At 33.7% G+C, this 17,718-nt stretch carries 14 protein-coding genes; 11 read left to right on the top strand and 3 right to left on the bottom strand.

Going from position 1 to position 17,718, the window contains the following annotated elements:
* The first annotated feature begins 24 nt into the window (after positions 1-24).
* The 7 genes from ACQQ6V_RS07555 (at position 25) to ACQQ6V_RS07525 (ending at position 7,136) form a co-directional block, all read left to right on the top strand.
* Positions 25-885, top strand: a complete 861-nt coding sequence (locus tag ACQQ6V_RS07555) for a DUF58 domain-containing protein (protein ID WP_448844929.1) — start codon at positions 25-27, stop codon at positions 883-885.
* A 45-nt stretch (positions 886-930) separates the two neighbouring features.
* A complete protein-coding gene (locus ACQQ6V_RS07550) occupies positions 931-1,800 on the top strand; it encodes a BatD family protein (RefSeq protein ID WP_448846185.1) in 870 nt (289 codons plus the stop codon).
* Positions 1,801-1,832: 32 nt separating this feature from the next.
* Complete coding sequence (locus ACQQ6V_RS07545) at positions 1,833-2,825, top strand: VWA domain-containing protein (RefSeq protein WP_448844928.1); 993 nt, start codon at positions 1,833-1,835, stop codon at positions 2,823-2,825.
* Positions 2,825-3,835, top strand: a complete 1,011-nt coding sequence (locus ACQQ6V_RS07540; RefSeq protein WP_448844927.1) for a vWA domain-containing protein — start codon at positions 2,825-2,827, stop codon at positions 3,833-3,835. Before ACQQ6V_RS07545 ends, ACQQ6V_RS07540 begins: the two co-directional genes overlap by 1 nt.
* A gap of 163 nt (positions 3,836-3,998) precedes the next feature.
* Positions 3,999-4,736, top strand: a complete 738-nt coding sequence (gene batC, locus ACQQ6V_RS07535; protein ID WP_448844926.1) for a TPR repeat aerotolerance protein BatC — start codon at positions 3,999-4,001, stop codon at positions 4,734-4,736.
* Positions 4,736-6,490 (top strand): BatD family protein, encoded by a 1,755-nt coding sequence (locus tag ACQQ6V_RS07530; protein ID WP_448844925.1) that lies wholly within the window; start codon positions 4,736-4,738, stop codon positions 6,488-6,490. Before batC ends, ACQQ6V_RS07530 begins: the two co-directional genes overlap by 1 nt.
* 43 nt (positions 6,491-6,533) lie before the next feature.
* Positions 6,534-7,136, top strand: a complete 603-nt coding sequence (locus ACQQ6V_RS07525; protein WP_448844924.1) for a MarC family protein — start codon at positions 6,534-6,536, stop codon at positions 7,134-7,136.
* Between the two features lie 245 nt (positions 7,137-7,381).
* On the opposite strand, the gene ACQQ6V_RS07520 is transcribed toward ACQQ6V_RS07525, so the two are convergent.
* Both ACQQ6V_RS07520 and ACQQ6V_RS07515 read right to left on the bottom strand, forming a co-directional pair.
* Positions 7,382-9,142, bottom strand: a complete 1,761-nt coding sequence (locus ACQQ6V_RS07520) for an AMP-dependent synthetase/ligase (protein ID WP_448846184.1) — start codon at positions 9,140-9,142, stop codon at positions 7,382-7,384.
* A 99-nt stretch (positions 9,143-9,241) separates the two neighbouring features.
* On the bottom strand, positions 9,242-11,029 hold the full coding sequence (locus tag ACQQ6V_RS07515; RefSeq protein WP_448844923.1) for an AMP-dependent synthetase/ligase: 1,788 nt from the start codon (positions 11,027-11,029) through the stop codon (positions 9,242-9,244).
* Between the two features lie 165 nt (positions 11,030-11,194).
* On the opposite strand from ACQQ6V_RS07515, the gene ACQQ6V_RS07510 reads away from it, so the two are divergent.
* From ACQQ6V_RS07510 to ACQQ6V_RS07495, 4 genes are all read left to right on the top strand, one after another.
* Positions 11,195-12,337 (top strand): acyl-CoA dehydrogenase family protein, encoded by a 1,143-nt coding sequence (locus ACQQ6V_RS07510; protein WP_448844922.1) that lies wholly within the window; start codon positions 11,195-11,197, stop codon positions 12,335-12,337.
* A 28-nt stretch (positions 12,338-12,365) separates the two neighbouring features.
* Positions 12,366-12,731: a hypothetical protein gene (locus tag ACQQ6V_RS07505; RefSeq protein WP_448844921.1), complete on the top strand. Its 366-nt coding sequence runs from the start codon at positions 12,366-12,368 to the stop codon at positions 12,729-12,731.
* 367 nt (positions 12,732-13,098) lie between these two features.
* A complete protein-coding gene (locus ACQQ6V_RS07500; protein ID WP_448844920.1) occupies positions 13,099-13,569 on the top strand; it encodes a hypothetical protein in 471 nt (156 codons plus the stop codon).
* Between the two features lie 27 nt (positions 13,570-13,596).
* A complete protein-coding gene (locus ACQQ6V_RS07495; RefSeq protein WP_448844919.1) occupies positions 13,597-15,864 on the top strand; it encodes a zinc-dependent metalloprotease in 2,268 nt (755 codons plus the stop codon).
* A gap of 75 nt (positions 15,865-15,939) precedes the next feature.
* Here the strand turns inward: ACQQ6V_RS07495 and ACQQ6V_RS07490 are convergent, their stop codons facing one another.
* Positions 15,940-17,535: a peptide chain release factor 3 gene (locus ACQQ6V_RS07490; RefSeq protein WP_448844918.1), complete on the bottom strand. Its 1,596-nt coding sequence runs from the start codon at positions 17,533-17,535 to the stop codon at positions 15,940-15,942.
* Between the last annotated feature and the right edge of the window lie 183 nt (positions 17,536-17,718).

Here is a 17,718-nt window from a genome sequence, read left to right as displayed (position 1 = left end):
CCATCAACCGACAATTATAATCGTATGCAAATAAAAGATATTGTCAAAAAAGTAAAACAGATAGAAATCCGCACCAGAAAGAAGACGGAAGCTAGTCTTATGGGACAATATCAAAGTGCTTTTAAAGGGCAAGGGATGACATTTTCTGAGGTTAGACCTTATCAATTCGGGGATGATACACGCCGTATGGATTGGAATAAAACTGCGCGCTTCCGAGAACCTTTTGTTAAAGTTATGGAAGAAGAGCGGGAGTTAACCATGATGCTTTTGGTAGACATTTCTGCATCGATGGATTACGGTACACATACACAACTTAAGAGAGAATATGTTGCTGAAATAGCCGCGACATTAGGATTTTCTGCCGTGGGGAACAATGATAAAGTTGGACTAATTTTATTTGCAGATAAAGTGTATAAAGTTATTCCGCCACAGAAAGGTAGAAAACATATTTTGAGTATTATCAGTCATATTTTGACAGCCGATTATATTCCTGCAAAAACCAATATCGACGTTGCTTTTAATTATATGATGAGTGTTTTTAAAAGGAAATCTTTATTGTTTGTTTTTTCTGATTTTCAGGATGAGATAGATGATAAGATTCTTAATGTTACCGCAAGAAAACATCAGATGCTCGGGCTGAGGATCTATGACCAGAAAGATCAGGAAATTCCAGATGTTGGCTATGCCTTGCTTAATGATGCAGAAACAGGCGAAGAAATCTGGGTTAACACTTCTAATTCTAGATGGCGATACGAATATGCCGAGAATCAAAAACAAAAATTCCGACATTTAAAAGAATTATTTGAGAAAGGTTCTGGGACGCTAATGGAGATTAATACGGGACAAGATTATAGTAGATTTTTATATCAATATTTTAAAAAATAGTAATAGACTTTGATATTTTTCAGAAAAACATATGTGATTATTTTAATGTTAATCGGAGGTTGGATGATGTCTCAGACCTTATCTTCTACGCTTAACAAGTCTACTTTAGGCTTAGGCGAAGCCGCCGAATTTAAGATTAACATTAATGACATTAACGGAGAAGATGTCTTGGCGGCGCCTAAAAATGAGTTGTTACCTTTTCATTTTGAAGTCGTTAAAGACAGCATTTCTAAACAACAGAATTCTTACTCGAGAGTGATTGCTTTTGCCGTTTTTGAGGAAGGAAAATTTATTATTCCGGCTTTGGATATCAAGGTAGGAAACAAAATCATGAAAACCATTCCTTACGAAGTTGAAGTGACTAATACGGCACAGAAAACCGACCAGATTAGTGATATCATGAAGAATAAGGAAGTGAAGTTGAATATCAAAGATTATTGGGAACTTTACAAGTTTTACATTTTGGCTTCGATTGCTGTTTTGGGGATTATTTTCTTGATTATTTATTTTATTAAATTCGGTAAAAAACGAAAAGGAAGTCCAATTGTTACGACTAATCAAACCTTAAAAGAATTAGAACGTCTTAAAAAGAAAAACTACATAGACAACGGTGATTATCGTATGTTTTATGTAGAACTGATAGAGATTAGCAGAGGATTTTTAACCAAGCAATTTAAGATTCCGGCGGATGTATTGTTAACCGACGATTTGATTGATAACATGAAGCTTAATAATGTTATTTCTCTAGAAAACGAAAAAATTTTAGAAGATATTTTCCATAGAAGTGATTTGGTGAAATTTGCCAAAACGATTCCCGCAAAAGCCTTGATGGAAAAGGATTTTGAAGATATTAAAAATTTAGTAAAACGATCCACAAAAGATGTGGAAGCAGAGCAGATAAGGACTATGAATTAGGTTTTTTCGCCTTTTCTAAAGCCTCCGTTACAATGATGAATTTCGAATTTTACAGCCCTTGGTTATTATTACTTTTTGTTTTCATGATTCCCATTTTTATTCGGGATGTCAGTAAGAAAAAACAAAAAGGTATCAAAGTTCCCACCATACAATCCATGCGAAAAAGTAACGGAATTGGATTGGTGATGTTTTTTCTCAAAGTATCAAAATATATCATATTATCAGCTTTAATCATCGCTATTGCCCGACCGAGAACCTTTACGGTTTCTGATGATCGCGATGAGACCAAAGGTCTGGATATTATGTTAACGGTAGATGTGTCGCTCAGTATGCTTGCCAAAGATCTTGATCCTGATAGATTAGAAGCCCTGAAAAGAATCGCCAAAAATTTTGTTAATCAGAGACCTAATGACCGCATTGGTTTGGTGGCTTATTCTGGTGAGGCTTATACCAAAGTACCTCTGACAACCGATCATCAAGTCGTTAACGAGGAAATTAATGAGCTTAATCCGCTAGAGTTGCAACCAGGGACTGCCATTGGAGAAGGTCTAGTAGTTGCCGTTAATCACCTTAAACATAGTAAAGCCAGAAGTAAAATTATTATCTTAATGACCGATGGTGAGAACAATGTCCTTAATGCAATGGCGCCTAACGTAGCGGCAGAATTAGCAAAGAATAACGGGATTAAAGTCTATACAATTGGCATTGGTAGCAAAGGTTATGCGTTGTTCCCGACGGCAACTAACGCGTTTGGCGAAATTGTTTTTACAGAAAAAGCGACCGATCTGGACGAAGGTTTACTGAGAGACATTGCAAGCCTTACAGGTGGAGAATATTTCCGGGCAACGTCTAATGACAGTCTGCAGAATATCTACAATAATATTAATCAGTTGGAGAAATCTGATATTAAAAATACAAAACTCTATAATTATCAAGAATACTTCCGTGTATTTTTGTGGATTGCTTTAGTCGTTTTACTTTTTGATGCGCTACTGCGTTGGGTTTTATATAAAATTTTGAATTAATGATGAACTGGTATCTAGGGAATAATTCTTATCTATTACTGTTACTGCTTTTGCCATTAATAGGCTATTTTCTGGTGCATTATATCCGTTGGAAGCAGAAGAAACGTAATATCTTTGCAGAAGAATCTTTTCAATCTAATTTATTTGAGAAAGTAGGTTTCTTTACTAAACTTTTTCCTGTTTTATATTTTGTTGCTTTTTTGTTTTTAATCTTTGCAATGATTGATTTGTTGGGAGGGAAACAAGAAATTAAATCTGAACAAAAAATGAGTAATGTTATTTTTTTGTTGGATGTTTCTAATTCTATGAACGCTCAAGATATACAACCAAGTCGCCTTGAGGAAGCTAAAAATATTATTACCAATAGTCTGCAAAAGATGGCAAATGATCGTGTTGGTATCGTTGTTTTCGGTGGTGATGCTTATTCTGTAATGCCATTAACTACTGATTATTCTGCGGCGCAAAACTATATTTCTGGCATAGAAACTAATGTGATGCCCACTCAAGGTACAGATTTTTTGAAAGGGATGCAGATGGCAGTTAAGAAATTTGCAAGTATCCCAAAAGGTGCCAGAAAAGTTGTTCTCATTAGCGATGGCGAAGATAATGAAGGTAATGAAGGAGCTGCTATTAATTTGGCTAAAAAAGAAGGCATTTCTGTGATTACGATAGGTATAGGTTCTGATGAAGGCGCACCAGTTCCGGAGTATTATTATGGTCAATTAATGGGTTACAAGCTGGATAGAAATGGAGAAACCGTTGTAACCAAATTACAAAATAAATCTTTGAAAAGTATTGCTAACGCTACAGGAGGGGCTTATCTTCTTGGTAATGATCTGGATGAAGCTGTAAAAGGAGTTCTTTCTAATATTAAAAACAACAGTTCATCTAGTTCTTTGATTGTGTCTTCTCAATCTTCTGAGCATTATTATCAGTACTTTTTAGCGGTTTCTATTATTTTCTTTTTGATGATTTATCTGTTTAATCCTAAGAGAGATTTTAATATTTAGAAAATAAAATGTTTATCAATTTTCATATTCATTTATTTTTAGAAAATAATAGAGTAGAATACCGTAATTGTATTTTTATAATAGAGAATTTAAAGCCTTTATTTTAACCCAACTTTAACTTTTAATCCATTGGTTTTAACAGATAATAGAATAATTTTGTAGCATGATTTTTAGATTACGCTTGGCGCTATGTATGTTAGTTTTTTCTGGGCAACTTTTGTGGGCGCAGGAGAGATATAATACATTGATTTATGAAGGTAATAAGCTTTTCGAAAATAAAAATTATGATGCATCTTCTTCTAAATTTTTAGAAGCAATTAAGAGTAAAGAGAAAGACTTTGGAGCACACTATAACTTAGGAAATGCTTTGTACAAAAAGAAAATGTATGAAGAAGCTAAAGCAGAATTTGATAAAGCACAGCAAAATACCAATAATAAGTTAGAAAAAGCTGCAGCACTTTACAATATGGGTAATGCTTATATGCAAACTCAAAACTCTGATAAAGCAGCCGAGTTTTATAAAAAAGCCTTGAAACAAGATCCATACAACGAGAGTATTCGTAAGAATTTTGAAATTGCTAAACTCAAAGAAAAGCAAAAACAAAATCAACAAAAAGATCAAGGGAAAGGCGATAAAGACCAAAAAGATCAAAAGCAAGGTCAGGCAGGAGATCAAAATCAACAAAGCCAACAACCTAACGGAAAAGGAAATCAAGAAAAAGGTAAAGGCGAAAATGGCGAGCAAAAGAAATCTCAAAAGCCAGAACAAGAAAATAAAATACCAAAAGATATAGAAAATGCGATAATGGATCGCGTTGAAAACAAAGAGCGTGAGACTGCTAGAAGAATACTGAATAAAGATGCCAACAGTATGCCGCAGTCTAACGAGAAAGACTGGTGATGAAGCTAAAACTTTCTTACATAATTATTCTATTGTCTGCCATAATGACTTATGGTCAGGTTTTTTTGAGCACTGAAACCAATGTCAAAGAAACAACACTAAGAGATGTCGTAAGCCTTACAATAGTCATGAAAATTAGCGGAGAAGATTACGTGCAAGAGTCCCGTCTTATTCTTCCTGATCTAGAAAAATTTGATATTGTAGCTAACGGATCAGACCAAAAAACTTTTATTGATCCCGTTAATAAAGTAAGAGTTAATCAATTTATTTATCAGCTTTTATTGCAACCTAAGCAGGTTGGTAATGTGAAAATAGGCTCGGCACTAGTTAAGGTTAACGGTAAGATGTACAAGTCAGAACCCTTTGATATTCTCATTAAACCAGATGGATTAAAAAGGCAGCAAGAGAAAGCAGCTTACGCCAATGATGTCTATCTTAATGTAAAAGTAGAAGACAGAGAAATCTATAAAAATGCTCCAGTAGTAGCGGTGTTAAGAGTATACAGCAAAGACATAGATAATTTTAGGAAGATAAAAAATATTCATCCTAAAAAACAAAACAACGTCATAGTACAAGCCATTAATTATAATCGATCGGATATAGAGTCTGGCGGAAAACAAGAGTATTCTTCTCAAATTATTGGTACGTTTGTGATTTTCCCAAAAGAAGAAGGCGAGGTAGAGTTGCCCTCTTTTATAGCAGAAATAGCTAATTCTAAAGAAGGGAAATTAGTTTCTAACCGTCCCGTTGTTAATGTTAAAAAATTACCAGCTGGCGCGCCAGAAGATTTTGATAATTTTGTAGGTAATTTTAGTTTGACAATAAGCGACGTCGAGACTTTACCACAACCCATTGAAATTAATAAACCAATAGATGTCGTTCTCAAAATGGTTGGTAAAGGAAATCTATCTTCCAAAAAAATGCCTCGCATCTTAGAAACGGAAGATTATAGTGTTTTCCCTCCTAAGTTTGTGAAAAAAATTAAAACTGAAAGAGAAGGTGTTGTAGGCGAGATTGAAGCACATTATATTGTAATTCCCAAAAAAGCTGGTGATATAACGATTAAGAGTGAAAGTATGTCATTCTTTAATCCAGCTAATAAAAAATATAAAGAATTAGGTAGTCAAGCAATAGTGATAAAAGCGATGACGCAAGAGCAAATCTCTAATAACAAAACTACTCTGCAAAAGGTTAACGAGTATACCAATAATGTATTAGAAACTGTTAGTACACCTGTTATACAAACTAAAAATTTAAAAATATCTACAACTAAAAAAATTAATTGGTCGGTTATTATTGCTAATCTAACACTAGTTGTGGTATTATGTGGTGTGTTTTTGTTTATTAGAAAAAAATTAAAATCAAGACAGAATGCAATTCAAGTTGCGCAATCTATCGTTACACCTAAGATTACTAATATTGAAGAAACCGAAGCGCTTCTCAGAAATAAAAAATCTATAGATGTAGAATCTTCATTAATGTACTTGAATAAATTAGTCGATCAGAAAAAATATAAAGAATTTTTTGCGGGATTCTCAGAGTTAGATGAAGAGGTTAATGTGTATTTTGCGACCGTTAAGACCATCGATTTTAAAGATTACCTTTACCGAAAGTCTGGATTCTTAAGCGTAGAAAATTACAATAAATTATTACAAACAGTAGAGATTGAGAAGTATGCTCCATTACATTCTGATGAAGAAATGATTGAGTTAATGAAATTAATTAATACAGTCTTTTTAGAAATTGAGAATTAATTAAAAATATTTCATAATTTTGCGAAATTATTAATGTCAGCCAATGGAGTTTTTCGAGCATATTTCTTTTAAAGAAACAATGACCTGTTTTATGGTTTTATTTGCAGTTATAGATATTATAGGATCTGTTCCTATTATCGTGTCATTGCGCCAAAAATTCGGGAAGATAGAATCCGAGAAAGCAGCAATTGTAGCTGGTTCTATAATGATCGCTTTTCTTTTTATAGGGAATAAGATGCTAAAGTTTATTGGTGTCGATCTTAATTCTTTTGCCATTGCGGGAGCATTTGTTATTTTTATCATCGCTATAGAGATGATCTTAGGCATAGAAATTCAGAAATCTACTCAGTCACAAGCTGCTTCTATTGTACCAATTGCTTTTCCTTTGGTAGCAGGCGCAGGGACATTAACAACAACATTATCACTTAAGGCTGAGTTTCATGAGATTAATATTATTTTAGGGATTATTCTTAATACGATATTGGTCTATATTGTGCTCCGTGTTGCGCCTTGGATAGAGAAAAAATTGGGTGAAGGCTCGCTGCAAATATTGCAAAAAGTTTTCGGTATTATCCTGTTAGCAATCTCTATTAAATTATTTACAGCTAACTTTGCACAGCTCATACAAAATTATGTTCATTTTTAAAAAATTATAATTATGCAGATGTTTTATAAAATCTTCGTGGTCTTATTTATTATTTTCATAGGTGTTAATATCTATGGAATTAATTGGAATGATGGCTTACTAGCTGAAGAAAATTCTAAATTTGTATTTTCTATAGCGGTATCACTTTTAGGTCTTATGGTTATAGTTATTATGAATAACTGGCAGAAATTGACTGTTAAAAGATAAAAAAAGACCTTTCAAAAATTGAAAGGTCTTTTTGGTTATTATGATCTATCGTACATTTTATTGTATAGATCTAAAAAATGTTCTTTAATAATTTTTCGTTTTAGTTTTAAAGTCGGCGTTAGTAAGCCATTGTCTTCAGTCCAGATTTCTGGAGTCAACTCAAACTTCTTAATTTGCTCCCAATTTCCTAATTGTTGATTCATTTTATCCAACTCTTTATTTATAGCATTTTTCACATCATTGCTCGTAACTATTTCTTTCAGGGAGTTTCCTACATTAATATTATTGTCCTTAGCCCATTTTTTAATATAGTCAAAATCAGGTTGAATTAAAGCAGTTGGCATTTTTTCGCCTTCACCTACAATCATAATCTGTTCTATGAATAACGAAGCTTTGGCTAGATTTTCTATAACTTGTGGTGCGACATATTTTCCTCCAGAAGTCTTGAACATTTCTTTTTTACGATCAGTTATAAACAGAAAACCATCCTCGTCTATAAGTCCTATATCACCAGTTTTGAAATAGCCTTCATGATCAAAAGCTTCCTTAGTTAATTCTGGATTTTTATAATAACCTTGAGTAATGGTAGGGCCTTTTACGGTAATTTCGCCGTCTTCAGCAATTTTAACATCAATGTTTTTTAGAGGTTTTCCGATAGAACCTAATTTCATAAACTCGAAACTATTAACGGATATTACCGGTGAGGTTTCTGTCAACCCATAACCTTCTTGGATAGGGATGCCAGCTGCTTGAAACATTGTGTTTAATCTTTTAGATAAAGGAGCAGAGCCAGATACTAACGTCAATATATTACCGCCAATACCTGCACGCCATTTAGAAAATACTAATTTGTCTACAATTTTGTGCATTAATCCTTTAGGAGCGCCTAATTTATAATTTTCGGCAATGGTTAGCGACCAAAGGAATATTTTAGACTTGATACCACCAGCTTCTGTCCCTTTTTTATAGATAGAATCGTAGACTTTTTCTATTACTCTTGGGACTACAGTCATATAGTGTGGCTGTACTTCGAGCAGATTTTGGCTTAGCTTATCGGTACTCTCTGCAAAATACATGGAGAATCCGTTATAGGTAAAGAGGTAATAAACCATTCTTTCGAAAACGTGGCACATTGGTAAAAAGCTCAATGCTTTGCTATCACCGTCTCTGCGAGGGATTCTGTCTTCGCATCCTAATATATCTTGTACGATGTTACGATGGGTCAACATTACGCCTTTCGGTCTTCCAGTTGTACCAGAAGTATATATGATAGAAACTAGATCATCTTGTTGGATATTTTGTTTGATAATTTCTAATTCATTTTGATTAGAATTATCTTCTCCAAGTGCTAAGACTTCTTTCCAATTTTTAGCATTGTCAACCTTATCAAAAGTATAAATGTCTTTTAAGAAGTTAAGTTCATCTTTAATTTCATTTATTTTTTGAAATAATTTCTGATCTGAAACAAAACAAAATTGACAATCAGAATCTCCTAAGTTATAGATAAAATCATCCTTAGAAAGCGACGGATAGATAGGAACTGTGATAATGCCTAAGTGTTGCGCTGCTTGATCTACAACACACCATTCGGTTCTGTTGGTTGATGAGATTAATCCAATTTTGTCTCCTTTTTTAAGACCAAGATTCATTAAGCCTCTAGAAAGCTGATTACTAAGGTTAATAAACTCTTGCGTGGACAGAGAAGTCCAAGAGCCGGTTATTTTATCATTAATATAATCCGGTTTTGGATATTTATCTAAGGTGAAATAAGGAATGTCGAATATGCGTGTAATTGTCATGGTTGCCAAATAATTGGCTGCAAATATAAGCATTATGGGTTTTTATGATGCAAAAAAGCTATCCAATAGATAGCTTTTTTTGTTTGTAGATGTATTACGTTATTTCTTAGAAGGTTCGCTACGATCGTATAATTTTTCGTAAAGATCTATGAAGGCTTCTTTGATAACTTTTCTCTTTAATTTAAGAGTTGGAGTTAGTAAGCCGTCTTCAATGCTCCATACTTTTGGTGTAAGTTCAATTTTTTTAATTTGCTCCCATTTGCCTAATTTAGAATTGATTTGTTCCATTTCTTTCATGATACGTTCTTTAAGTTCTGGGCTATTGGCTATCTCTTTAGGCGTTGTACCAATATTTATATTTTTATGTTTAGCCCAATTCTGAGAGAAGGTAAAATCAGGCTGAATTAATGCTGTTGGCATTTTTTCTCCTTCACCAACGACCATAATTTGTTCTATAAATTTAGAGGCTTTGGCGTGATTTTCTATAATCTGCGGTGCGATAAACTTACCTCCCGAAGTCTTGAACATTTCCTTTTTACGATCTGTGATAAAGAGAAAACCATCTTCGTCTATGTGACCAATATCTCCAGTTTTAAAATATCCATCGTTATCAAAAGTTTCTTTGGTTTTTTCGTCATCCATATAATAACCACTAAAAACGGAAGGTCCTTTTACGGTAATCTCGCCATCTTCGGCTATTTTTACTTTGAGATTTTGTAGCGGAATGCCTACTGAGCCAAGTTTCATTTTTTCAAAACTATTAACAGAAATTACAGGTGATGTTTCTGTGAGGCCATAACCTTCTAATACGGGAATGCCTGCTGCCTGAAACATTCTGTTAAGCCTTGTGGATAGTGCCGCAGATCCTGATACTAAGGTGATGAGATTGCCACCAAGGCCTTCTCTCCATTTTTTAAAAACCAATTTATCCGCTATAATGTGTGCGAAAGATTTAGGGGTATTTAATTCATATTTTTCTGCAATGGTTAGCGACCAAAGGAATATTTTTGATTTTAGTCCTCCTGTTGCAGTTCCTTTGTTGTAAATAGAATCGTAAACTTTTTCTATCAATCTAGGCACTACCGTCATATAATGAGGCTTTACTTCTTTTACATTGTCTCCAATTTTCTCAATACTTTCTGCATAATAAACAGAAATACCATTATTAACAAAGATATAATACACCATTCTCTCTAAGATGTGACAGATAGGAAGAAAGCTTAAGGCTCTAAGATCTTTATAATCTATGTTTTTACCTCTTGGGATTCTGGAGTCACTTGCTAATACGTTAGAGACAATATTCTCGTGAGTGAGCATTACTCCTTTAGGGCGACCTGTAGTCCCAGAAGTATAGATTAACGTCACAATATCTTCTGCGCTAATGGCCTTTGATAGATCCTCTACTTCTTCTTGTGTGGCGTCATCTTCTCCGAGGTCAAGAATCTCTTTCCAGTTAGGTGCGCCTTCTAGATCATCAAAGCAAAATACACCGACCAGAGAGTTAACTTCTTTTTGGACGGCTTTCATTTTTTGATAAAGTTCAGCGTTAGAAACAAAGCAATATTTAATTTCAGCATTATTAAAAATGTAGATGTAATCGTCTTCAGAAATTGTAGGATAGACAGGGACAGAAATGGCACCAATTTGAGCAATACCAAGATCCATAATACTCCATTCTGTACGATTAGTATTGGTGATTAATCCAATTTTGTCACCAGGCTTAATACCAAGTTTTAGTAAGCCTCTTGATATTTTATTTCCTTGATTAACAAACTCTAGAGTTGACGTCTTTTTCCAAGAACCATTTTTTTTTGTAACAAGCGCATCATCTTTAGGAAATTGATTTAATGCCTTGTGAGCGAAATCGAATATTCTTTTAACAGACATATGTTTAGATTTTTAAGAATTTAACAATTGATTATGGTGGTTGTTAGTGTTTTAGTAAATATACTTTTTTTTATAATACTGACAAACTTCTTTTTTATTGATGGCTTTATTTTTTACTTTTATAAAAAAGTGTATTTTTACGAACAAACAATACTAAGATTAGATATGGATTTTAATTTATCAGAAGAGCAACTGATGATTCAGCAAGCTGCAAGAGATTTTGCACAAAATGAACTTCTTCCAGGTGTTATAGAGAGAGATACACATCAAAAGTTTCCTCATGATCAAGTGAAAAAAATGGGAGAACTGGGCTTCCTAGGTATGATGGTAGATCCAAAATACGGAGGTGCTGGTCTTGATAGTGTTTCTTACGTTGTCGCTATGGAAGAAATAGCAAAAGTAGATGCTTCTGCAGCCGTGGTAATGTCTGTTAACAATTCATTGGTATGTGCGGGCCTTGAGAAATTCGCAAGTGAAGAGCAAAAAATGAAATACCTGAAACCTCTAGCAAGCGGTGAAGTTATTGGTGCTTTTGCCTTGTCTGAGCCAGAAGCAGGTTCTGATGCAACTTCTCAAAGTACAACGGCTGAAGATAAAGGTGATTATTACTTGTTAAACGGAACAAAAAACTGGATAACAAATGGTGGTACAGCTTCTTATTATATTGTTATAGCACAGACTAATCCTGAGAAAAAACACAAAGGTATTAATGCTTTTATTGTAGAAAAAGGTTGGGAAGGTTTCGAAATTGGTACTAAAGAAGATAAGTTGGGTATTAGAGGAAGTGATACGCATTCTCTATTGTTTACTGATGTTAAAGTACCTAAAGAGAATAGAATTGGAGAAGATGGATTTGGTTTCAACTTTGCGATGGCTGTTCTCAATGGAGGTAGGATAGGTATTGCTTCTCAAGCTTTGGGGATTGCCTCTGGTGCTTATGAGCTAGCTTTAGCATATGCAAAGACAAGAAAAGCATTTAAAACAGAAATTATAAATCATCAGGTTATTGCTTTTAAATTAGCAGATATGCACGTTAATATTACTGCGGCAAGAATGCTTTGTTATAAAGCAGCTGTAGAAAAAGATGCAGGTAAAGATATCTCAGAAAGTGGTGCAATGGCAAAACTTTTTGCATCTCAAACTGCTATGGATACTACTGTAGAAGCAGTACAGATCCATGGAGGTTATGGTTATGTCAAAGAATATCATGTAGAGCGTATGATGCGTGATGCTAAGATTACCCAGATCTATGAAGGTACATCTGAGATACAAAAAATTGTTATTTCTAGAAGTATTGCAAAAAAATAATTAGATTTGTAAATAAACACGAGTCATTATGAAATATTTCTGGATTTTTTTATCAGTAGCTATTCTTTTTTTAGGTGGTTTTATTTGGTATAAATATTTTTTTGTTTTTGGGGAAGGAGTAAAATCTGGCTACCTTAATTATGCTGTTAACAAAGGCAATGTTTTTAAAACTTACGAAGGAAAACTAATCCAAGAAGGTTTTGGCGCAGCTAAAGGAGGCGGTATTATTGGTAGTAATCAGTTTGAGTTTTCTGTGGAAGACGAAGCCGTATTTAAGCAATTAGAACTTAATAGCGGGAAATATTTTGACTTACACTATAAAGAATATCATGGCGCATTACCTTGGCGAGGCAACACAGTCTACGTTGTAGATAAAGTTATTAGTATGAAATAAATATCAATCCCTTTCAAGAAATTTTGAAAGGGATTTTTTTTGTATTCATGACTTTATTTTTCTAACTGTAAATGAAAATTTTTATCGAAATAATTAAATATTTCCATATTGTTATTATTTGGTATTTGACTGATTTTATTCTTAGTTTTTTTTGCGATTTGTAAAAAAAATAATCAATTAAAGTTAATTTTAGCATTTTTATTTTAAGATATAAGGAAGAATACGTATGGATTATTAAGGTTTTTATAATATGTTTATTTGTTTTTATCTTGATGGTTTTCAATTATTTGCACTTATTTTTATTGATTGTGATGTTGTTATTTCTCTATGTTTGGTAAAATATTCTTATATTTATAAAAAAGAATTAATGAAATTAATATCAATAATGTTTTTGTTGTTTTTTTTAGCATCCTGCAATGTAAATTATAAAAAAAATACTATGGGTGATTTTGTAGAGGCGAGGCATAAGAATATAGAATTTTTTGAAGAGAGAAGGCTTAATAAGGATATAGAATTAAGGGATGTGCTAATTATTAATTCAATACAAGGTATTACAGAACTATATGCAAGATTAGAAAATCCCCGATATTCTAGATCGGCTCCAATTCCTATATTAGAGGATAGTAATGAAGTTTTTTTGGTTATAAAACCTATTCTTAAAGATGTTTTGTATGGTGATATAGAGATTATAAATATAGAAAGACTTAATGATAAATTAGTTGTGAATTATAAGGAGATTGAAAACAACGAATACAGAGATGAAAAACTCAGCCATCCAATAGTTATCATTAAAGTTAAGTCCAACCCCAAATCTGTCACATTAAATAAAGTAAAATAATAAATATTATATAAATCAGAAATCAATATGAAAACAAAATTATTATTTGGTATTGGTATTTCTTTGTTATCCGGAATGGCTTTTGCACAACAAAACTCATGGTCTACGATCTATGCAAAGAATATCCCTGAAGCAAGAATTAGAACTTTAAAAGTTACGGATTATAAACTTTTAAGTTTGAATCAAGATCAGTTTGTACAACAATTAACGAGTATTTCTAGTAAAAATAATTTTACTCAAGCAAAAAGTTTGATAAAATTTCCTGACGAAAATGGAACTGTTGATGTCTATGAGGTCACAGAATCATCTACAATGCATCCTGATTTACAATCAAAATACTCCGACATAAGATCTTTTGTAGGTGTTAAAGTTGGTGATCCAACTTCAAAAATAACATTTACTTATGATCCATATTTTGGACTCAACGCAACGCTTAAAAATACTAAAGGTACTTATTATATAGATTCTTATTCTCAGAATAATAAGATCTACATGATGTATAATAGAAATAATGCTTCTCCAGAGCGTAATTTCCAGTGTCTTTTTCAACAAGATGAAGCTATTGCGCAAACTTTGGAAACTGCATCTCAAGACAAAACTGTTATAGATGGCCAGATGAGAAAGTATAGATTGGCATTAGCTACTGCGGTAGAATATACAGCTTATATCTCGCAACAAGCTGGTGTTGCTGATGGAACTAATGATCAGAAAAAAGCAGCAGTTATGTCTGCTCTTAATCTTGTTGTTAATAGGCTTAATGAAGTTTTTACAAATGAATTATCTCTAAAATTAGAGCTAGTTCCTAATACGGATCTGTTAATTTTTATAGATTCTGATAATTATGATCCAGTTGATGCTGGATCAATGTTGGATATTAATCAGACTAATGTAGATAATATAATTGGAAGTGCTAATTATGATATTGGACACGTATTTTTTCAGGCTCAGGAAGGAAATGATAATGGTGTAGCATATAAGCCATCTGTATGTAATAATAGAGCTAAAGCAGGTGGTGTTACTGGATCTGCTAATCCAGTGGGAGATCCTTTTGTGATTGATTTTGTTGCACATGAAATGGGGCATCAATTTGGTGCAGATCATACGCAGAATAATCGTTGTAACAGAAATAATTCTACTTCTATAGAGCCAGGAAGTGCTAGTTCTATTATGGGTTATGCTGGGATATGTGCTCCCAATGTACAGCGTAAAAGTGATGACTACTATCATGCTGTAAGTATTAGACAAATGTATAACTATATAAGCAGAGGTAATGGTAGATGTAGCGTTAATAATCCAACAGGAAATAATGCGCCAATAGTTAATGCTGGTGTAGAAAAAACTATCCCAAAAGAGACGCCTTTTGTATTGGTGGGTGCAGCTAGCGATGCTGATGGTGATGCAATTACATACAATTGGGAACAGATTGATGCAGGTGCTGCAACCATGCCTCCAAGGCCAGTAAATGCAGTAGGTCCAATGTTTAGAACTTTACCATCAACAACTTCTCCAGAAAGATATTTTCCTAGACTTTCAACTATTGTAGAAGGTTATAATGCCACAATCATTAGTGAAAACAATTATAGATCATGGGAGAAATTATCTTCGGTTGAAAGAACTTTAAATTTTTCTTTAACTGTAAGAGATAATAATCCTGTTGGAGGGCAATCGGGTAGAGCTGATGTAAAATTAAATGTTACTGCTGATGCAGGTCCATTTTTAGTAACTTCTCAGAGTGCATCAGGAATCGTATGGAATTTAGGAGAATCTAATACAATTACATGGAATGTTGCTAATACAGATGTAGCTCCTGTAAATACTACTAATGTTAAAATTTTAATTTCTACAGATGGAGGATTAACTTTCCCTCATACTTTAGTAGAGAGTACGCCTAATAACGGTAGTTATACATTTAACGTACCTGGAGGTTTAGGCGTGACTGATAAAGCTAGATTTATGATTAAAGCAGTCGATAATGTATTTTTAAATGTTAATACGGTTAATTTTAAAATTAATTCTAACTTATCAACTAACGAAGTGTCTAGAGTAAATGAATTTACAATTTACCCTAACCCTTCCAAAGGTATATTCACTTTAGAAGCTAATGTCAGCAAAAATCTTTCGTATAGCGTTTATACAATGGATGGTAAACAGGTTAGTTCTAAAAAAGAAGTGAGTAGTAAGTCAGGTAAAGTTTCTGAAAATGTTAACTTATCTAATTTGACTTCAGGCGTTTATATTATCAAAGTTGAAAATGATGGTCAAACAGCTTCTAAGAAATTAATTATAAATAAATAATAATTTTAAGATTAAATAAAAGCCCGTTCAATTTTACTTGAACGGGCTTTTTATATATCAATAAAACCTTTAAAGTTAATCTTGATTTCTAAATTCGCTAATAAAGTGAAGCTTTATATTAGGGAATTTTTCTTGAGTCATGTGAATTGTGAAAGAAGAATCTGCCAAGAATACCAATTGATCGTATTTATCTCGCGCCAAGAATCTTTGTTTTAGCTTAGAAAACTCTTGGAATTCTGCGGACTTTTCATCGGCTTCTACCCAACAAGCTTTGTGGATGGATAACGGCTCATAAGTACATTTTGCACCATATTCGTGCTCCAGACGATATTGGATAACCTCGTATTGTAGTGCACCAACAGTACCAATAATTTTTCGGTTGTTCATTTCCATGGTGAAAAGCTGTGCTACACCTTCGTCCATTAATTGGTCTATACCTTTTGCCAACTGTTTTGCCTTAAGAGGATCATCATTATTGATATAACGGAAATGCTCTGGAGAGAAGTTAGGAATCCCCTTGAAGGACAGTTTTTCGCCAGCAGTCAAAGTATCTCCAATACGGAAACTTCCCGTGTCATGTAATCCCACAATATCACCAGGGAAACTCTCATCAACAACTTCTTTTTTGTCAGCAAAGAAGGCGTTAGGAGAGGAGAATTTCATTTTTTTACCTTCTCTAACAAGAAGATAGTTTTCATTTCTCTTAAATGTCCCCGAAACAATCTTGACAAAAGCTAATCTGTCACGGTGCTTGGGATCCATATTGGCATGAATCTTAAAGACGAATCCTGTAAAAGTTTTTTCTTCTGGATTAACAATTCTAAGATCAGATTCTTTAGCTTGAGGCATTGGAGCAATGTCTATAAAGGCATCTAGTAATTCTTTTATTCCAAAATTATTAAGCGCAGATCCAAAGAAAACGGGTTGTAGATCACCTTTCATGTAAGCTTCTCTGTCAAATTCTGGATAGACAGATTGGATCAATTCTAATTCTTCACGAAGTTGTACTGCTGCTTTTTCTCCAATGATATCATCAATTTTAGAATCATTGATGTCATCAAATTTTATTGAATCTCCAACTTTCTGTTTTTTCTCCTCTAGAAATAACTGGATATTGTCTTCCCAGATATTATAAATCCCTTGGAAATCGCTGCCCATACCAATTGGTAGAGATAACGGGACAACGGTAAGTCCTAGTTTTTGTTCTACTTCATCTAATAAATCAAAAGCGTCTTTCCCTTCTCTATCCAATTTGTTAATAAAAACAATCATTGGGATATTACGCATACGACAAACTTGTACGAGTTTTTCGGTTTGCTCCTCGACACCTTTTGCAACGTCTACCACAACAATTACAGAGTCTACAGCGGTTAATGTACGGTAAGTATCTTCTGCAAAATCCTTGTGACCAGGCGTATCTAAGATGTTAATCTTGTGATCTCTATACTCAAAGGCTAAGACGGAAGTCGCTACGGAAATCCCTCTTTGGCGTTCTATCTCCATAAAGTCGGAGGTTGCCCCTTTTTTTATTTTGTTGGATTTTACTGCGCCCGCTTCTTGGATAGCTCCTCCGAAAAGAAGAAGTTTCTCTGTCAATGTAGTTTTACCTGCATCGGGGTGGGCGATAATACCAAATGTTTTTCTTTTGCTAATTTCTTTTTCTAAAGACATAATGAAAATTGAGATTGCAAAAATCGTGATTTTTATCGAGAACAGAAAATTAGATTTTGACACCCATTTCTAGCCCCGATGGAAACGGCATCCTTTTTCTAGTGGAGTGAGGTGGTGGAGCGTAGCGGAAACATCCGAGCGGAACAAGATAAAGATACAGTGGACAGCGGGAATTGCTCCTAA

This window comes from Chryseobacterium electrogenes (assembly GCF_053553015.1).
The sequence above is the reverse complement of the archived record's forward strand: the minus strand, read 5'-3'. Positions and strand labels throughout refer to the sequence as shown.